Source organism: Streptomyces sp. NPDC005195 (genome assembly GCF_040608315.1).
GTDB lineage: Bacteria > Actinomycetota > Actinomycetes > Streptomycetales > Streptomycetaceae > Streptomyces > Streptomyces kaempferi.
In genome coordinates, this window is record NZ_JBEXHZ010000029.1 from 1 (window position 1) to 17388 (window position 17388).

Here is a 17388-nt window from a genome sequence, read left to right on the forward strand (position 1 = left end):
GTTCTCGGTCCGCACAAGAAGAAGACCGAGGCGATGGCCGAGGCCCGTGAGGCCCAGGCGGCTCGCAAGGCCGAAGCGAAGGCCAACCCCGGTCGCTCGCAGAACGCCGCCGACGGTGAGATCGACGACATCGAGGGCGAGACCTTCGAGGGCGAGACCACCGAGGGCGAGATCGCCGAAGGTGGGATCACCGAGGCCGAGACCGCCGAGGCCCCGGCCGAGGCTTCCGCCGAAGCCTGATCCCAGGGCGAAGGCTCCGGGGAGTCCGGGACGAGAGTCCAGGACCTGCCGGGAGACGAGTCAGGGGATGTCAACCGACACACACATGACGTTCCACCGTGCCCGGTTTCGCGACCGGGCACCGGAACGCCACTGACGAGGAGAGAACGGCGCTATGCCGAAGAACAAGTCGCACAGCGGTGCCAGCAAGCGCTTCAAGATCACCGGCTCCGGCAAGGTGCTCCGTGAGCGCGCCGGCAAGCGCCATCTGCTCGAGCACAAGTCGTCCCGTCTGACGCGGCGCCTGACCGGCAACGCCGAGATGGCCCCGGGCGACGCCAAGAAGATCAAGAAGCTTCTCGGCAAGTGACGTACCGGCGCCTCGCCGCCGTACGTCAGGACCGGGACCCCATCGAATTCGGGCCGTGTGACCAGCACCACGGCCCCGCTACAAGGAGTTAACAAGTGGCACGCGTCAAGCGGGCAGTCAACGCCCACAAGAAGCGCCGGGCGATCCTCGAAGCCGCCAGCGGCTACCGCGGTCAGCGTTCGCGCCTGTACCGCAAGGCCAAGGAGCAGGTCACCCACTCCCTGGTCTACAACTACAACGACCGCAAGAAGCGCAAGGGCGACTTCCGTCAGCTGTGGATCCAGCGCATCAACGCCGCTGCCCGCGCCAACGGCATCACCTACAACCGCTTCATCCAGGGTCTCAAGGCCGCGAACATCGAGGTCGACCGCAAGATCCTGGCCGAGCTGGCCGTGAACGACGCCGGCGCGTTCGCCGCGCTCGTCGAGGTCGCGCAGAAGGCGCTGCCGTCGGACGTCAACGCGCCGAAGGCCGCGTGACGCTCGTACTGGCCTGAGCCGGACGTACCTGTGGACCCGCTTGCCTCACGGCTTGCGGGTCCTGTGCGTTCGCGCTCCGCGGGTCCGGCGGGGGAGGCGTGCCGTTCTGCCCCACGGGGCGTCCTCGGTTCTTCGGTACCTGGGTGTTCCCGCGTATCCGGCCCGCACGGGTGCCGCACGGGTGCGGGCCGGGGTCGCACCCGGCCCGCACAGCCCGCGCCCGTGGCCCGCAGCACGGACCGTCGTCCCACCCTTCGCAGACCCCCTGAGGTGACCCCATGCCCGCCGCCCCCGTCGAGCTGATCTCCCCGCGGTCGCCCCGCGTCGCCGCCGCGCGGCGGCTGGCCCGGAGGAACTACCGGGGCAAGGAGCGGCTGTTCCTCGCCGAGGGCCCGCAGGCGGTGCGCGAGGCGGCGGCGCACCGCGCCGACGCGGCCCCCACGCTCGTCGAGCTGTTCGCCACCCCCGAGGCCGCGGAGCGCTACGCCGACATCGTCGGGGACGCCCGTGAGGTGGGCGCCCGTGTGCACCTCGCCGACGAGGACGTGATCGCCGACATCTCGACGACCGTCACCCCGCAGGGCCTGGTCGGTATCTGCCGGTTCCTCGACACCCCGTTCGAGGAGATCCTCGCGGCGCGGCCCAGGCTCGTCGCCGTCCTCGCCCACGTCCGCGACCCCGGGAACGCCGGCACCGTGCTGCGGTGCGCGGACGCCGCGGGTGCCGAGGCCGTCGTCCTCACCGACGCCTCCGTCGACCTCTACAACCCCAAGGCCGTACGGGCCTCCGTGGGGTCCCTGTTCCACCTGCCCGTCGCCGTCGGGGTCCCCGTCGAGGACGCCGTGCGGGGCCTGAAGGCCGCCGGTGTGCGGATCCTCGCCGCGGACGGCGCCGGGCAGGACGACCTCGACGACGAGCTGGACCAGGGGACCATGGGCGGGCCCACCGCCTGGGTGTTCGGCAACGAGGCGTGGGGGCTCCCGGAGGAGACGCGCGCGCTGGCCGACGCCGTCGTGCGCGTTCCGATCCACGGAAAGGCCGAGAGTCTGAACCTGGCGACGGCCGCCGCCGTATGTCTCTACGCGTCCGCCCGTGCACAGCGTGCCTCCGGAGGGTGCCGCTCCGTCACTGACGGCTAGTAGGGTGACGGGCTCGGGGGACCTCCCCCAAGCTCTCGGCTTCGCTCGAGCAGGGAGGTACCCCCACCGCCAGACGAGAGGTGGGATACGGGGATGGGTGTCGGCACGAGCGGTGCGAACAGCGCACTGCGCGCACGGGACGTGCGCGACACGCCCGCGCCCCGGGGCGAGGAGCAACGCGGAGCCGACCTCGGTGTCGATCCCGACGACCTGCCCGACGGACTCGTCGTCGCCGACGAGCACGGCCGGGTGATCTCCTTCAACGCCGCCGCCGCCCGCATCACCGCGGTCCCCGCCGCCGAGGCCCTCGGACAGCCGCTGGAAGCGGCCCTCCCGCTCGAGGACCTCGAAGGCCGCCGTTGGTGGCAGCTGACCGACCCGTACGGCGGGCTCGCGATCCGCGTCGGCCAGCCCGAACGCAACCTGCTGCTGCCCGGCGGCCGCGAGGTCCTGGTCTCCGCGCGGTACGTCCGCGGCCGGCCCACCGGACCGGTCCGCCGGGTCGTCGTCTCGCTGCGCGACACCGAGGCCCGCCGCCGCACCGAGCGCAGCCACGCCGAACTGATCGCCACGGTCGCCCACGAACTCCGTTCCCCGCTCACCTCCGTCAAGGGCTTCACGGCCACGCTGCTCGCCAAGTGGGAACGGTTCACCGACGACCAGAAGAAGCTGATGCTGGAGACGGTGGACGCCGACGCCGACCGGGTCACCCGCCTCATCGCCGAACTGCTCGACATCTCCCGTATCGATTCCGGGCGTCTCGAAGTGCGCCGCCAGCCGGTCGACATAGGCGCCGCCGTCGGCCGCCACATCCAGGCCTACGTCACCTCGGGCCAGCCCGCCGACCGCTTCCTGCTGCGCGTCGAACAGCCGCTGCCCCCGCTGTGGGCCGACCCGGACAAGATCGACCAGGTGCTCAGCAACCTGCTGGAAAATGCGGTGCGCCACGGCGAGGGAACCGTCACTATCGACATCACGCCCTCGGCGTCCCCGCGGGAGCGGGGAGACGACGCGCCCGACGCGACCGCCGCGAGCGCCGTACACGCCGCCACCTCGGTGACCGTGAGCGACGAGGGCACCGGCATCCCGGAGGAATCCATGAACCGCGTCTTCACCCGCTTCTGGCGGGGCAGCAAGCGTGGCGGCACGGGCCTCGGGCTGTACATCGTCAAGGGGATCGTCGAAGCCCACGGCGGGACGATCACGGTCGGCCGCGCCCCCGGCGGTGGCGCCGAGTTCCGATTTACGCTGCCCGTGAGCACCCCGGCGTATCTGCTGTAACGCCGACGAGGGCCCACGGGCGCACACACCGGGGAGCCCCGGCCGGGACGCGCAGTCCGGCACGGCCTCCCACCCCCGTTAGACTCGGCCTTTGGCACCTTTGCGTCCCCGTTTCATGTTTCAGGGACGATGCGCGTCCCCCGAGTCGGGACGGGGACCATCCGCCAGCCAACCGGAAGCACGGGAAGAGATGTCGGCACCGAATAAGTCGTACGACCCTGTAGAGGTCGAGGCCTTGAAACAGGAAGAGATCGAGCGCATGCGGGACGAGGCGCTCGCCGCCTTCGCGGCCGCCGGTGACCTCGACGCGCTCCAGGAGGCCAAGGTCGCCCACACCGGCGGCACCTCACCGCTGGCCCTCGCCAACCGCGAGATCGGCGCCCTGCCCCCGCACGCCAAGGCCGCCGCCGGCAAGCTCGTCGGCCAGGCCCGTGGCGCCGTGAACAAGGCCCTCGCCGCCCGCCAGACCGAGCTGGAGGCCGAGCGTGACGCCCGGGTACTGGTCGAGGAGGCGGTGGACGTCACGCTGCCGTACGACCGGGTACCGGCCGGAGCGCGCCACCCCCTGACCACACTGTCGGAGCGCATCGAGGACGTCTTCGTGGCCATGGGCTACGAGGTCGCCGAGGGCCCCGAGGTCGAGGCCGAGTGGTTCAACTTCGACGCCCTGAACATCGGCCCGGACCACCCGGCGCGCGGTATGCAGGACACCTTCTTCGTGAAGGGCCCCAAGGGCCACGAAGAGGAGTCGAACATCGTGCTGCGCACCCACACCTCGCCCGTACAGATCCGCTCGATGCTCGACCGCGAGCCTCCGGTCTACGTGATCTGCCCGGGCCGGGTGTACCGCTCCGACGAGCTGGACGCCACGCACACCCCCGTCTTCACCCAGGTCGAGCTGCTCGCCATCGACGAGGGCCTGACCATGGCCGACCTCAAGGGCACCCTCGACCACATGGTCCAGTCGCTCTTCGGCCCGGACATGAAGACCCGGCTGCGCCCGAACTTCTTCCCGTTCACCGAGCCGTCCGCCGAGATGGACATGGTGTGCTACGTCTGCCGCGGCGACTCGGTCGGCAACCCCGACCGGCCCTGCCGCACCTGCTCCTCCGAGGGCTGGATCGAACTCGGCGGCTGCGGCATGGTCAACCCCCGCGTGCTGGTCGCCGCGGGCGTCGACCCCGAGAAGTACAGCGGATTCGCCTTCGGGTTCGGCATCGAGCGGATGCTGATGTTCCGCCACAACGTCGAAGACATGCGAGACATGGTCGAGGGTGACGTCCGGTTCACCCGGCCGTTCGGGATGGAGATCTGATGCGGGTCCCGCTTTCTTGGCTGCGGGAGTACGTCGACCTGCCGGCGACGGAGACCGGGCGCGACGTCCAGGCCAAGCTCATCTCCTCGGGCCTCGAGGTCGAGACCGTGGAGCAGCTCGGCGCGGGCCTCAAGGGCCCCCTCGTCGTCGGCGAGGTGCTGACCATCGAGGAACTGGAGGGCTTCAAGAAGCCCATCCGGTTCTGCACCGTCGACGTCGGCACCGCCAACGGCACCGGTGAGCCCCAGGAGATCGTCTGCGGCGCCCGCAACTTCGCCGTCGGCGACAAGGTCGTCGTGGTCCTGCCGGGCGCCGTCCTGCCCGGTGACTTCGCGATCGCCGCGCGCCAGACGTACGGCCGGACCTCGCACGGCATGATCTGCTCCGGTGACGAGCTGGGCATGGGCGACGACGGCAGTGGCGGCATCATCGTCCTGCCGCCCGAGCACGAGGTCGGCAGCGACGCGATCGAGCTCCTGGAACTCGTCGACGAGGTCCTGGACATCGCCGTCACCGCCAACCGCGGCGACTGTCTGTCGATGCGCGGCGTCGCCCGCGAGCTCGCCATCGCGTACGGGCTGCCGCTGCGCGACCCGGCGCTGCTCGACGTACCGGCCCCGAACGCGTTCGGCTACCCGGTGCGGGTCTCCGAGCCGCTCGGCTGCGACCGCTTCACCGCGCGCACCGTGACGGGACTGTCCTCCGAGGCACGCTCCCCGATCTGGCTGCGGCGCCGGCTGCAGAAGGCCGGGATGCGTCCCGTCTCGCTCGCCGTCGACGTCACCAACTACGTGATGCTGGAGCTCGGCCAGCCCCTGCACGCCTACGACCGCTCCCTCATCCAGGGGACGATCGGCGTGCGCAGGGCGGAGCAGGGTGAGCGCCTCACCACACTGGACGGCACCAAGCGGGTCCTCGACGCCGAGGACCTGGTGATCACCGACGACCGCGGGCCCATCGGCCTGGCGGGCGTCATGGGCGGTGCCGACACGGAGATCGCCGACCACGAGGACACCACGCGCGCCACCAGCGACGTCGTGATCGAGGCCGCGCACTTCGACCCGGTCTCCATCGCCCGCACCGCACGCCGTCACAAGCTGGCCTCCGAGGCGTCCAAGCGCTTCGAGCGGGGCGTCGACCCGGGGGCCTCCTCCGCCGCCGCGCAGCGCACCGTCGACCTGCTGGTCCTCCTCGCGGGCGGCAGCGCCGAGGCCGGGGTCACCGAGGTCATCACACCGTCCGCACCGCACACCATCACCGCCCCGGCGAACCACCCGGACAAGGTGGCCGGTGTCGCCTACGGCCGCGAGACCGTCGTACGCCGTCTCCAGCAGGTCGGCTGCGACGTCTACGGGCAGGACGAACTGATCGTCACCGTGCCGTCCTGGCGGCCCGACCTGGTGGCGCCGAACGACCTGGCCGAAGAGGTCATCCGTCTGGAGGGCTACGAGAACCTGCCCTCCACGCTGCCGAGGCCCCCCGCCGGCCGCGGTCTGACCGAGCGCCAGCGGCTGCACCGCCGGGTCGGCCGGGCGCTGGCCGGCGCCGGACTCGTCGAGACGCTGAACTACCCGTTCCTCAGCGTGGACGTCTTCGACCAGCTCGCTCTGGCCGCGGACGACCCGAACCGGCGGGTGGTCACGCTCGTCAACCCGCTGTCCGACGAGGAGCCCGCGCTCCGCACGACGCTGCTGCCGGGCCTGCTCGGCGCGCTGCGCCGCAACGACGGCCGCGGTGCGCACGACCTGGGGCTGTTCGAGACCGGACTGGTCTTCCACCCCCATGGGGAGCAGCGCATCGCGTCCCGGCTCCCGGTGGACCGGCGTCCCACGGACGAGGAGATCACGGCGCTCACCGCCATCCTCCCCGTCCAGCCCCGGCACGTCGCGGTCGTCCTCACGGGCGCCCGCGAGCAGGCCGGCTGGTGGGGCAGGGGCCGCCCGGCCGACTGGGCCGACGCGGTGGAGGCGGCACGGACCGTCGCCCGTGAGGCGGGCGCCGAGCTCGTCGTCCGCGCGGGCCGTTACGGGCCGTGGCACCCGGGCCGCTGCGCCGAACTGGCCGTGGTGCTCGACGGTGAGGAGCAGGTCATCGGTCACGCGGGTGAGCTGCACCCGCGCGTGCTGAAGGCGCTGAACCTGCCCGGACGCACCTGTGCGATGGAGCTCGACCTCGACCGTCTGGAGGAGGCGGGCGCCGGAGCACTGCAGGCGCCGCGCATCTCCGGGTTCCCGGTCGCCACGCAGGACGTCGCCCTGGTCGTCGACCAAGGCGTTCCGCACGCGGAGGTGGAGGCGGCGCTGCGTGAGGGCGCCGGTGGCCTCCTGGAGTCCATCCGGCTGTTCGACGTCTACGAGAGCGAGCAGCTCGGCGAGGGCAAGAAGTCCCTGGCCTACGCGCTGCGCTTCCGCGCGGCCGACCGGACCCTGACCGTCGACGAGGCGTCGGCGGCCCGTGACGCGGCGGTGGCCCTCGCGGGCGAGCGGGCCGGGGCGGTGCTGCGCGGGTAGCTCCGCGACGGCCTCCGCCCGGTGAGGCCGGGGGACTGCGGGTTCCTGGTCGGCCACGGCTTGTCCGTGGTCGACCAGCGCGGTTTCCCGCACCCGACCTCGACGGGCCGCGCCCTCCACCCACCCCCCCACAAGGGCCGACCACCTGCATAAATGCAAGCGGTGAGGGGTGTCTCACTCGTTCGGGTGGGAAGTGCGGGGGATATGGCCCGACCGGGGCATCCGGTCGACAGAATCGGACCGGTCTCACGGAGGCCGTCCGCGCTGTCGGGCCTATTGGGGGGCCATCGGCATGATCCGTATCAAGGCTGGGGCCCCCGGCGGGGCGCGGCTCCGGACGAACGCACGGGGGCAGGCCCGGACGAGCCTCGCGGCGCGGAGCCGGGCGGACGGTCTGCGCGCCGGGCTCGTCCAGGTTGTGCGCCGGGGCGGACGCCGGGTGCGGCCGTCGCGGAACCCCCGCGGGAGCGGCCCGCGCGATGACCTCGACCGGTCGGTCCGGCGGGCCGACCGGCCGCCCCTGCGGCGGGCGCTGAGTCTGGGGCTGCCCACCGTCTGGGGCACGATCGCGATCACGTACAGGATGACCTGTCCGCTGGGCCAGCAGGACGGGCTGGGGCCCCGGCTGGTCTCCAGCGCCGTCTTCCTCGTGGTCGGAACGGGGCTGATACTCCACGTCAGGGGGACGCTCCTGCGAGAGCTCAGACAGGTCCGCGAGGTCGCGGGCGCCGCCCAGAACGTGCTGCTGCGCCCGCTGCCTCCGCGCATCGACGGGCTGAACGTCGCCGCGGCCCAGGTCTCCGCGGACCGCGGCGCGAACATCGGCGGCGATCTCTACGAGGTGATCGCCACCGAACACGGGGTGCGGATCGTCATGGGTGACGTCCGCGGGCACGGCCTCGGCGCGCTCGGGACCGTCGCCGCGGTCCTCGGCAGCTTCCGCGAGGCGGTCCACGACGAGCCCTCACTCGGGCGCGTACTCGGACGACTGGAGCGTGCCCTGGCCCGGCATCTGCGCGAGCGGGCGAAGGCCGAGCACCCCGCGGCGGGCGCGGCCCCCGAGAGTCCGGTCGCCGAGGAGTTCGTCACCGTACTGCTGCTGGAGATCCGCCGCGACGGGGAGGTGTACGCGCTGAACTGCGGCCACCCCTGGCCGTACCGGCTGCCCGGCCACGCCGCACCGGCGGCCGGCCGCGGCCGGGTCGAGCGCTTGTCGGCCGGTGAACCCCTGCCGCCGCTCGGGCCGTTCCCGCTCCCGGCGGAGCTGCCCCTGGTGCGCTGCGGTCAACTGCTGCCGGGCGAGGCGTTGTTCCTGCACACCGACGGCGTGGAGGACGCGCGTGACGGCCGCGGCCGGTTCTTCCCGCTGCCGAGCGCGCTGACCGAAGCCGTCCGGATCCGCCCCGCGGCACCTCAGTTCGTCCTGCACACCGTCCTGAAGGGGCTGCTGCGCCACACGCGCGGCAGACCCGCCGACGACGTGGCCGTCCTGGTCCTGCGCAACGACCGTCCGCGCACCCCCGTGCAACAGGACCGCCCCGTGGCCCACCACGTGCCCCGCTAGCGGAGTTACGGGGACCGGGACCGCGCGACGCCCCACGAAGCGCCGTGGCCGACGGACCGTCACCCCGGGGCGGTAGGACCGGCGGAGCCGTCCGCCCCGCCACGGAGTGTCGGGCAGGCGGCTGGGCGGACGGCGCGGTGGCGGGCCGCCGCACTGTACGAGGGGGAGCCGGCGGCCCGGCCGGCCTCTTGCGAGGCAGTTCAGTCAACCGGCCCGGAACGCTCCGCGACAGCGCGCGTACGGCACGGATACGGGCATTCCGTTCACACCCCGTGTGAAGGGGGACGTACTACTGTGTCGGCACCGTCGGCACTGTGGGCGCCGACGGCACCGAGCCACCGGGGGGCCCTCATGCAGCCCAACACTCTCCTCGACGCCATTCTCGACGAGGCAGGCATCTCGCACGCGGGACTGGCGGCCCATGTCAACCAGGCGGGGAGGGCACGCGGCCTCGCCCTCAGGTACGAACACACGGCCGTGGCACGGTGGTTGAAGGGCCAGCGCCCGCGCGGCCAGGTGCCCGACCTGATCTGTGAGGTGCTCGCGGCACGCCTGCACCGGCCCGTGACGCTCGACGACATCGGACTCGGCGTGCCGGGCGAGCCGTCCGCTCCGCACGGCACGTCCCTCTCCGGCTTCGTCGAACGGGCCACCGCCCTGTGGCGCTCCGACGAACAGCAGCGCCCGCACATCCTCGGCGCACCGGCGGTCACCGGCACGCCCGCCGTGATGCCCGTGTGGGAGTGGGAGAACCCGCCCGAGGACGTGGACGTCTCGCGCGGCGGCCGCCATCACGTGAGCATGGCCGACATCGAGATGCTGCGCTCGGCCCGCGCGCACTACGAGCAGATGTACCGCAAGGCCGGCGGCGTCGCGACCCGCACCCGGATCGTCGGCTTCCTCAACGCCGAGACCGCGCCCCTGCTGCGCGGCAGCTACACCGACGCCACCGGCCGCCAACTGCACCGTGCGACGGGCGGCCTGGTCGCCGTCGCCGGTATCTGCGCGTACGACTCCGACGCGCACGGGCTCGCCCAGCGCTACTTCCACCAGGCTCTGCGGCTGGCCAAGGCCAGCGGGGACCGGGGGCTCGGCGCCTACGTCATAGCGCTGCTGGTCAACCAGTCGCTGTTCATGCGGGAGTACCGGCAGTCCGTCGCCTTCGCGGAGGCCGCGCTGCGCGCCGCCGGACGCCACATCACCCCCGCGCTCGCCTCCGACCTCTACGCGATGCAGGCCAAGGCCTACGCCCACCTCGGCGACGGCAGCAGCGCGTTGTCCTGCATCCGGCGTGCCGAGCAGGCCGCCGAGCGCATCCGGCGCGGTTACGAGCCCGACGAGACCGGCTATGTCCAGCCCGGCCTGGTCAACGTACAAGTGGCGGAGGCGCTGCTCAGCCTCGGCGACCTGGTGGCCGCGGCCGCGCACGCCGCCGCGGCCGTGGACACCCCGGCGCACGACCGGGGGAGGGTGCACCGGCTCGCCATGCTGAGTCAGATCGAGCTGCGTCAGGGCAATGCCGACAAGGCGGTGGCCACCGCCGTCCAGATGGCCGAGCAGGCGCGGGGAATGGAGTCCCAGCGGCTGCGCGACAGACTGCGCGCGGTACGCGAGCACCTGGTGCGCAGCGGCTGCGCGGGCACGGCCGAGGCGGCCGAACTCATCGACGGAGCACTGCGCGTACCGCTCTAGACCACCGGGCCCGTCTCGCGCCGTGCGCCGCTGTGCGCCTGCTGTCAGGCCGCTTCTGCTGCGATATTGCCATCTACTCGGCGGAAGGTGGCAGAACCGTGCAGTGGACGAAACTGAACGAACAAACTGTGTACGCAAACCGCTGGTTCAGCGTCAATCTCGCAGATGTCGAGCTGCCGGACGGCCGGCACCTCGATCACTTCCTGATACGGCTGCGGCCCGTGGCCGTGGCCACCGTGGTGAACGACGCCAACGAGGTGCTGCTCCTGTGGCGGCACCGCTTCATCACCGACAGCTGGGGGTGGGAACTCGCGGCGGGCGTCGTCGAGGACGGCGAGGACATCGCCGTCGCGGCGGCCCGCGAACTGGAGGAGGAGACCGGCTGGCGGCCGGGGCCCCTGCGCCCGCTGATGAGCGTCGAGCCCTCCAACGGGCTCACCGACGCCCGGCACCACATCTTCTGGGCCGACGAAGGCGCGTACATCGGACACCCCGTGGACGACTTCGAGTCCGACCGTCGGGAGTGGGTTCCCCTCAAGCTCGTCCCCGACATGGTCGCCCGCGGCGAGGTCCCGGCCGCCAACATGGCTGCCGCGCTACTCCTCCTGCACCACCTCAGGCTCGGACAGGACGCCCTGCCCTGATCGATTCCCCGACGGCGTCCGGGGACCTAGTGGCCCAGGGCCTGCCAGACCGCCACGGCGAGTGCGCCCACGGCCGTGATGGCCGCGACCGCGGGCAGTGGCCAGCGGGTGTGTTCCATCGCGACGACGCGTGTGCTCAGGTCGTCCACGTCCTTGGCGGTCTGTTCGGCGCGATGACTGAGCAGGGTCAGTCCTCCCTCGACGCGGGCCTGTGCCACGTCGAGTCTGCGGCGTAACTCTGCGAGTTCTCCATGGACCACGGGATGCTCCGGGTCGGCGGTCACGTGTCCGCTCCTTTCCGTAGTCGTCACATCCCTTACATGTGCATGGAAAGTCAACTCGCCTGGTGGGCGCGTGGGGAGCGTGTGCGAGCGGCATATGCGGGCCCGGCGCGCACACGGCGTGTGAACGGCGTGGGCCCGGCACCACAAAGGGTGCCGGGCCCATCGACGCCACCGGAGGCAAGAACGTCCGGGTGGGCGCTGTGTACCTTGACGCGGACGTCCGGGGTGTCGACACGCCGGCGTTGCACCACTGCTGAGCGTCAGGCGCGCCACCCCGCGGGCCGGCGGGTCTGCCACGCGGAGAACGACTACTGGCACGGATCCTCGTCCGCGCACCGCGCCGCCTTCTTCACGGCCTGTTCCACGTCGGACCGATCCTCCCCGGACGCGGTCGCGTGCTCGGCGATCGCGGCCTGTACCAGATCGGAAGCGTGTCGCCAGATCCGCCATTGGTCCTCGTACTCCGCTCCGGAGAGGCCGGCGAGCTTGGCGCGCTCCTCCTCGGCAGTCCGCTCCAGCGGGATCAGGCGTTCGATGTCTGTCACGGGGACGGAGCTTAGGACGCACGGCCGTGAGCCCCCGCCGCGGCGCGCGGGAGGGGATCCCGGTTCCGCCCGCAGCGGCCTCGCTCCGTTCGGCGAGGCCTGGAGACGAGTCCGAGGGAGACGATTCCGAAGGGAAGTGCGTGGGTTCCGTTCGGAAACCCTCGCAACTCCCTTGTCCTGGTGACGAGTTGCCGAAGGCCGCTCCCCGGACGGCGGGGGAGCGGCCTTCGGTATGTCACGAGGGGACTCGCGGCGAGGGAGTTCGCGCAGGTCAGCCGTAGGTGTAGAAGCCCGAGCCCGACTTCCGGCCGAGCCGTCCCGCGTCCACCATGCGCTGGAGCAGCGGGGGCGCGGCGTACAGCGGCTCCTTGTACTCCTCGTACATCGAGTACGCGACCGAGGCCACCGTGTCCAGGCCGATCAGGTCGGAGAGCTTGAGCGGTCCCATCGGGTGGGCGCAGCCCATCTCCATGCCGTTGTCGATGTCCTCGCGGCTGGCGATGCCCGACTCGAACATCCGGATCGCGGAGAGCAGATACGGGATCAGCAGCGCGTTGACCACGAAGCCCGAGCGGTCCTGGGCGCGGATCGCGTGCTTGCCGAGTGCCTTCTCGGCGAACAGCTGGGCCCGCCCGAGGGTGCCCTCGGAGGTGGTCAGTGCCGGAATCAGCTCGACGAGCTGCTGCACCGGCGCCGGGTTGAAGAAGTGGATCCCGACAACCTGGTCGGGGCGCGAGGTGGCGACGGCGAGCCGGACCAATGGAATCGAGGAGGTGTTCGAGGCGAGGATCGCGTCCTGGCGGGTCACCACCTGGTCGAGCACCTGGAAGATCTCGGTCTTCACCTGCTCGTTCTCGACGACGGCCTCGATCACCAGGTCCCGGTCGGCGAACTCGCCGAGATCGGTGGTGAAGCTCAGCCGGTCCTGGGTGGCCGCGAGCTCGTCGGCGGAGATCTTCCCGCGCTCGGCCGCCTTGGAGAGGGAGTTGAACAGCCGGGTACGGCCGATCTCCAGGGCCTCGCCCGTGGTCTCGGCGACCTTGACGTCAAGACCCGCACGGGCGCACACCTCGGCGATGCCCGCTCCCATCTGGCCGCAGCCCACCACTCCGACGCGTTCGATGTCGGTCACATCGTCCCCTTCGCTGATCTACGGCCTCGCAGGTCCCCCGTTGTTCGGTGCCTGCTCCGATCGTGCACGTTACTCCGAAGTATCGATGATCGATCGCCCGGGGCGGGCATGCTGGGCGACGACGGGACGATCCGTGACCGGACGGGTCCACAGGGTGAAGAGGAGTGCGCGGATGGGGCTGCTGTCACGGCGGACGTTCACGGTGGCCGCGGCGGCGGCGCTCGCGGGACCGGTCGCCACGGGCGACTCGGTGGCGGGACCCGTCATCGGAGGCACCCCGGGGCCGCCCGGCCCGCCCGGCCGGCCCCGCGCCTCCGCGGAGCTGCGCGGCATGTGGCTGACGACCGTCCTGAACCGCGACTGGCCCTCGCGCGCAGGACTTTCCCCGGACCGGCAGCGTGCCGAACTCGTCGGCCACCTCGACACCGCGGTCCGCCGCCGTCTCAACGCCGTGATCTTCCAGGTGCGCCCCGCGGCCGACGCCCTGTGGCCCTCGGCGTACGAGCCGTGGTCGCAGTACCTCACCGGCGTCCAGGGCCGGGACCCCGGCTGGGACCCGCTCGGCACCGCGGTCACCGAGGCCCACGCCCGGGGCCTCGAACTGCACGCCTGGTTCAACCCGTACCGGATCGCCACGCACACCGACCCGGGAAGGCTGGCGGCGAACCATCCGGCGCGTACGCACCCCGGCTGGGTCGTCCGGTACGGCGGGAAGATGTACTACAACCCCGGGCTGCCGGCCGTGCGGACCTTCGTGCAGGACGCGATGCTCGACGCGGTGCGCAAGTACCCGGTCGACGCGGTGCACTGGGACGACTACTTCTATCCGTACCCGGTCGCGGGACAGGCCTTCGACGACGGCGCCGCGTACGCGGCGCACGGCGCGGGCTTCCCGGACCGGGCCGCCTGGCGGCGCGACAACATCGACCGGCTGGTACGGGAGATGGGCGCCCGCGTCCGGCAGATCCGCCCCGCCACGCGCTTCGGCATCAGCCCGTTCGGAGTGTGGCGCAACGCCGCGAGCGACCCGCACGGTTCGGACACCCGGGCCGGTGTGGAGACGTACGACGATCTGCACGCCGACACCAGGAAGTGGGTCCGTGAACGCTGGATCGACTACATCTGCCCGCAGGTCTACTGGAATCTCGGCTTCGCCGCCGCCGACTACGCGAAGCTGGTGCCCTGGTGGGCGGCCGTCACCAAGAACACCGGCGTGCGGCTGTACGTGGGCGAGGCGCTCTACAAGGCCGGGGACCCGGCGCAGCCCGCGGCCTGGCAGGACCCGGCCGAACTCTCCCGGCATCTCACCTTCGCGCGGACGTATCCCCAGGTGGGCGGCCACGTCTTCTTCTCCGCCAAGGGGGTCGGCTCCGATCCCCTCGGCGCGATGACGCGGGTCGTCGCCGACCACTACCGGCAGCCGGCGACATCGGTGCGGTGAACCACCGCACGAATGTCGCCGGCCGTCGCGGCGGGACTACCGCATGGGGTCCTTGTGCCGGATCTCGGAGTCGGGGCCGGGCGAGCAGACGGCCTCGTGCCCGTCCGGGAACCGGACGCGGTACGGGGGAGTCCCCTCCTTGCCCATGACCTGGGTGATCTCCGCGACCTTGTCGTGCTGTCCGACGACCCTGCCGTGCTGTACGAGCTGGTCGCCCTCGGTTGCGCGCATCTGAGGTCTCCCTCGCCAGTTGCGGGAGTGGTGGACCGTGGCCGTGAGCCCACGGCTGGTGGTGCCGGTCGATCCCGGCACCGGTGTGCTGCTCAGCCCCGCGCTCGCTGGGTGAGGGCGATACAGACCAGTACGGCCGCCGCCGTCAGGGGAGCGGCCGGTGTGAGCCGCTCGCCGAGGAGCAGTACCGACCACACCAGTGTGAGCAGCGGCTGCGCGAGCTGCAACTGGCTGGCCTTCGGAATCCCGATCGCCGCCATACCGCGGTACCAGACGACCAGCCCCAGGAACTGCGACCCGACCGCCACCCACAGCAGCCCCGCCACACTGTGCGCCGACAGCCGCGCGGGCTCGTACGACAGGGCCACCAGCGCGCCCGGCAGCGAGAGCGGCAGACACAGGACCAGCGCCCAGCCGATCACCTGCCACCCCGGCATCGCCCGAGCGAGCCTGCCGCCCTCGGTGTAGCCCGCCGCGCAGATCAGCAGCGCGCCGAAGAGGCAGGCGTCCGCCCTGGTCAGCGCTCCGCCGCTCTGCAGCACCGTGAACGCGATCACGGCGGCCGCGCCCGCCAGCGCGGCGCCCCAGAACAGCCGGGAGGGCCGCGCGCCGGTGCGCAGCGCCGAGAACAGCGCCGTCGTCAGCGGCAGCAGGCCGACGACCACGGCGGCGTGCGCGGTGGTGGACGTCCGCAGCGCGAGCGTCGTCAGCAACGGGAAGCCCAGCACGACACCCGCGGCGACCACGGCGAGCCCCGCCCGGTACTCCCGCGCCGGTACGGGCACGCGCAGCGCCAGCAGACAGCCGCCCGCGACGACGGCCGCGAGAGCGCTGCGCACGGCGACCAGGGACCAGGGGCCGAAGCCCTCCAGGCCCCAGGCGGTGGCGGGGAAGGTGAGGGAGAAGGCGACGACGCCGAGGGCGGCCTGGAGGGTCCCGGAGCGGCGGTCGGCCCGGGTGTTCGCCCCGGGGGTGGCGACCGCTATCCCCGACCTCTCGGTAGCGCTACTCTGTGCTCTCATGCAGCAGAGTAGCAGTGTGGCAGAACTGGTGAAACAGCTGCGACAGGAGGTCAACCGCTACTCACCTGGTGGAAAGCTGCCGTCGAGCAGAGCTCTCGTGGAGCGCTTCAGGGTGAGCCCGGTGACCGTGTCACGAGCGCTCGCGCAGCTCGCCGCCGAGGGCCTGGTGGTCACCAGACCGGGCGCCGGCGCCTTCCGGGCCCGCCCCCGGACCCCCGACGCGCCGGCCGGGGACACCTCCTGGCAGGAGGTCGCGCTGAGCGCGGACGCCGCGGCCGAACTCGTTCCGCGCACGGTGGACGCCTCCGGAGTCCTGGCCACGCTGGCCGCCCCGCCGGCCGGCGTCGTCGAGTTCAACGGTGGCTATCTGCACCCCTCGCTCCAGCCCGAGCGTGCCATGGGCGCGGCCCTGTCCCGGGCGGGCCGCCGCCCCGGCGCCTGGTCCCGGCCCCCGGTGGAGGGGCTCGCGGAGCTGCGCGAGTGGTTCGCGCGCGGGATCGGCGGCGCGATCACCGCCGCGGAGGTGCTCGTCACGGCGGGCGGCCAGTCGGCGCTCACCACCACCCTGCGCGCACTCGCCCCGCCCGGCGCACCGGTCCTCGTCGAGTCACCCACCTACCCGGGCATGCTGGCCATCGCCCGCGCCGCCGGACTGCGCCCCGTGCCGGTGCCGGTGGACCCCGACGGGGTGAAGCCGGATCTGCTCGCCGACGCCTTCAGGGCCACCGGCGCCCGGGTCTTCGTCTGCCAGCCGCTGTTCCAGAACCCCACCGGCGCCGTGCTCGCCCCCGAGCGCCGGGGCGCGGTGCTGCGGATCGCGCGCGAGGCCGGCGCGTTCGTGGTCGAGGACGACTTCGTACGCCGGCTCGTGCACGAAGACGCGGGCCCGCTGCCGCGCCCGCTGGCCGCCGAGGACCCCGACGGTGTCGTGGTGCACGTCGGTTCCCTGACCAAGGCGACCTCGCCGAGCTTCCGGGTCGGCGTACTGGCCGCGCGCGGCCCGGTCCTGGAACGGCTGCGCGCCATCCAGGTCGTCGAGACCTTCTTCGTGCCGCGTCCGCTTCAGGAGGCCGCGCTCGAACTCGTCGGATCGCCGGCCTGGCCCCGTCATCTGCGGTCCGTCTCCGCCGAGTTGAGGAACCGACGGGACACCATGACCGCCGCGCTGCGGCTGCGGCTGCCCGAACTCGCCCTGCCGCACATCCCGTACGGCGGATACCACCTGTGGCTCCGGCTGCCCGACGGCTCCGACGAGTCCGCCCTGGCCGCCGCGGCCCTGCGGGCGGGCGTGGCCGTCACCCCCGGCCGCCCCTACTTCAGCGCCGAACCCCCGGCCGCCCACCTCCGCCTGAGCTTCGCGGCGGTCGCCGGCACGGAGGAGATCACGGAGGGCGTACGACGGCTGCGCGCCGCCCATGATGAGACGCTGCGCTGACCTGGGCCGCCGGGGCCGGGACGCTGTGCTGAGTCCGGGCCGCCGGGGCTCGGGCGCCGTGCTGAGTCCGGGCCGCCGGGGGCGG

16 protein-coding genes and 1 pseudogene are annotated in these 17388 nt (G+C 72.4%); 12 read left to right on the forward strand and 5 right to left on the reverse strand.

All coding sequences use genetic code 11. From position 1 onward, the window contains the following. The 10 genes and pseudogenes from ABZV34_RS25360 to ABZV34_RS25405 form a co-directional block, all read left to right on the forward strand. Positions 1-240: pseudogene (locus ABZV34_RS25360) on the forward strand (translation initiation factor IF-3); the annotation flags it as partial. Positions 241-394: 154 nt separating this feature from the next. Continuing rightward, positions 395-589 (forward strand): 50S ribosomal protein L35, encoded by a 195-nt coding sequence (gene rpmI, locus ABZV34_RS25365; RefSeq protein ID WP_003947156.1) that lies wholly within the window; start codon positions 395-397, stop codon positions 587-589. A gap of 95 nt (positions 590-684) precedes the next feature. Beyond that, on the forward strand, positions 685-1068 hold the full coding sequence (gene rplT, locus ABZV34_RS25370; RefSeq protein WP_054236131.1) for a 50S ribosomal protein L20: 384 nt from the start codon (positions 685-687) through the stop codon (positions 1066-1068). 278 nt (positions 1069-1346) lie between these two features. Then, positions 1347-2207, forward strand: a complete 861-nt coding sequence (locus ABZV34_RS25375; protein ID WP_356280897.1) for an RNA methyltransferase — start codon at positions 1347-1349, stop codon at positions 2205-2207. A 93-nt stretch (positions 2208-2300) separates the two neighbouring features. Continuing rightward, a complete protein-coding gene (locus ABZV34_RS25380; RefSeq protein WP_356280900.1) occupies positions 2301-3488 on the forward strand; it encodes an ATP-binding protein in 1188 nt (395 codons plus the stop codon). 190 nt (positions 3489-3678) lie between these two features. Beyond that, on the forward strand, positions 3679-4803 hold the full coding sequence (gene pheS, locus ABZV34_RS25385) for a phenylalanine--tRNA ligase subunit alpha (protein ID WP_356280903.1): 1125 nt from the start codon (positions 3679-3681) through the stop codon (positions 4801-4803). Continuing rightward, on the forward strand, positions 4803-7313 hold the full coding sequence (gene pheT, locus ABZV34_RS25390) for a phenylalanine--tRNA ligase subunit beta (protein ID WP_356280906.1): 2511 nt from the start codon (positions 4803-4805) through the stop codon (positions 7311-7313). Before pheS ends, pheT begins: the two co-directional genes overlap by 1 nt. A gap of 583 nt (positions 7314-7896) precedes the next feature. Then, positions 7897-8877 (forward strand): PP2C family protein-serine/threonine phosphatase, encoded by a 981-nt coding sequence (locus ABZV34_RS25395; protein WP_356281093.1) that lies wholly within the window; start codon positions 7897-7899, stop codon positions 8875-8877. Between the two features lie 351 nt (positions 8878-9228). Continuing rightward, positions 9229-10569 (forward strand): transcriptional regulator, encoded by a 1341-nt coding sequence (locus ABZV34_RS25400; RefSeq protein WP_356280909.1) that lies wholly within the window; start codon positions 9229-9231, stop codon positions 10567-10569. A gap of 98 nt (positions 10570-10667) precedes the next feature. Next, complete coding sequence (locus tag ABZV34_RS25405) at positions 10668-11213, forward strand: NUDIX hydrolase (RefSeq protein WP_356280912.1); 546 nt, start codon at positions 10668-10670, stop codon at positions 11211-11213. 26 nt (positions 11214-11239) lie between these two features. On the opposite strand, the gene ABZV34_RS25410 is transcribed toward ABZV34_RS25405, so the two are convergent. The 3 genes from ABZV34_RS25410 to ABZV34_RS25420 form a co-directional block, all read right to left on the reverse strand. Beyond that, complete coding sequence (locus ABZV34_RS25410) at positions 11240-11497, reverse strand: hypothetical protein (protein WP_153291574.1); 258 nt, start codon at positions 11495-11497, stop codon at positions 11240-11242. A 308-nt stretch (positions 11498-11805) separates the two neighbouring features. Next, the gene (locus tag ABZV34_RS25415; RefSeq protein ID WP_356280915.1) at positions 11806-12042 is read right to left on the reverse strand and encodes a hypothetical protein; all 237 of its coding nucleotides are present in this window, start codon (positions 12040-12042) and stop codon (positions 11806-11808) included. Between the two features lie 271 nt (positions 12043-12313). After that, the gene (locus ABZV34_RS25420) at positions 12314-13174 is read right to left on the reverse strand and encodes a 3-hydroxybutyryl-CoA dehydrogenase (protein ID WP_194280731.1); all 861 of its coding nucleotides are present in this window, start codon (positions 13172-13174) and stop codon (positions 12314-12316) included. A 172-nt stretch (positions 13175-13346) separates the two neighbouring features. On the opposite strand from ABZV34_RS25420, the gene ABZV34_RS25425 reads away from it, so the two are divergent. Continuing rightward, positions 13347-14615: a family 10 glycosylhydrolase gene (locus ABZV34_RS25425; RefSeq protein WP_356280918.1), complete on the forward strand. Its 1269-nt coding sequence runs from the start codon at positions 13347-13349 to the stop codon at positions 14613-14615. Between the two features lie 36 nt (positions 14616-14651). Here the strand turns inward: ABZV34_RS25425 and ABZV34_RS25430 are convergent, their stop codons facing one another. Both ABZV34_RS25430 and ABZV34_RS25435 read right to left on the reverse strand, forming a co-directional pair. Then, positions 14652-14846, reverse strand: coding sequence for a DUF1918 domain-containing protein (locus tag ABZV34_RS25430; protein ID WP_168527246.1), 195 nt, complete (start codon positions 14844-14846; stop codon positions 14652-14654). Positions 14847-14938: 92 nt separating this feature from the next. Beyond that, positions 14939-15868 carry a DMT family transporter gene (locus ABZV34_RS25435; RefSeq protein ID WP_356280921.1) on the reverse strand — a complete coding sequence of 310 codons (930 nt, stop codon included), beginning with the start codon at positions 15866-15868 and terminating at the stop codon, positions 14939-14941. Between ABZV34_RS25435 and ABZV34_RS25440 the strand changes: the two genes are divergently transcribed. Continuing rightward, positions 15867-17303 carry a PLP-dependent aminotransferase family protein gene (locus ABZV34_RS25440; protein ID WP_356280923.1) on the forward strand — a complete coding sequence of 479 codons (1437 nt, stop codon included), beginning with the start codon at positions 15867-15869 and terminating at the stop codon, positions 17301-17303. The two genes, ABZV34_RS25435 and ABZV34_RS25440, sit on opposite strands and share 2 nt — an antisense overlap. Positions 17304-17388 lie beyond the last annotated feature (85 nt).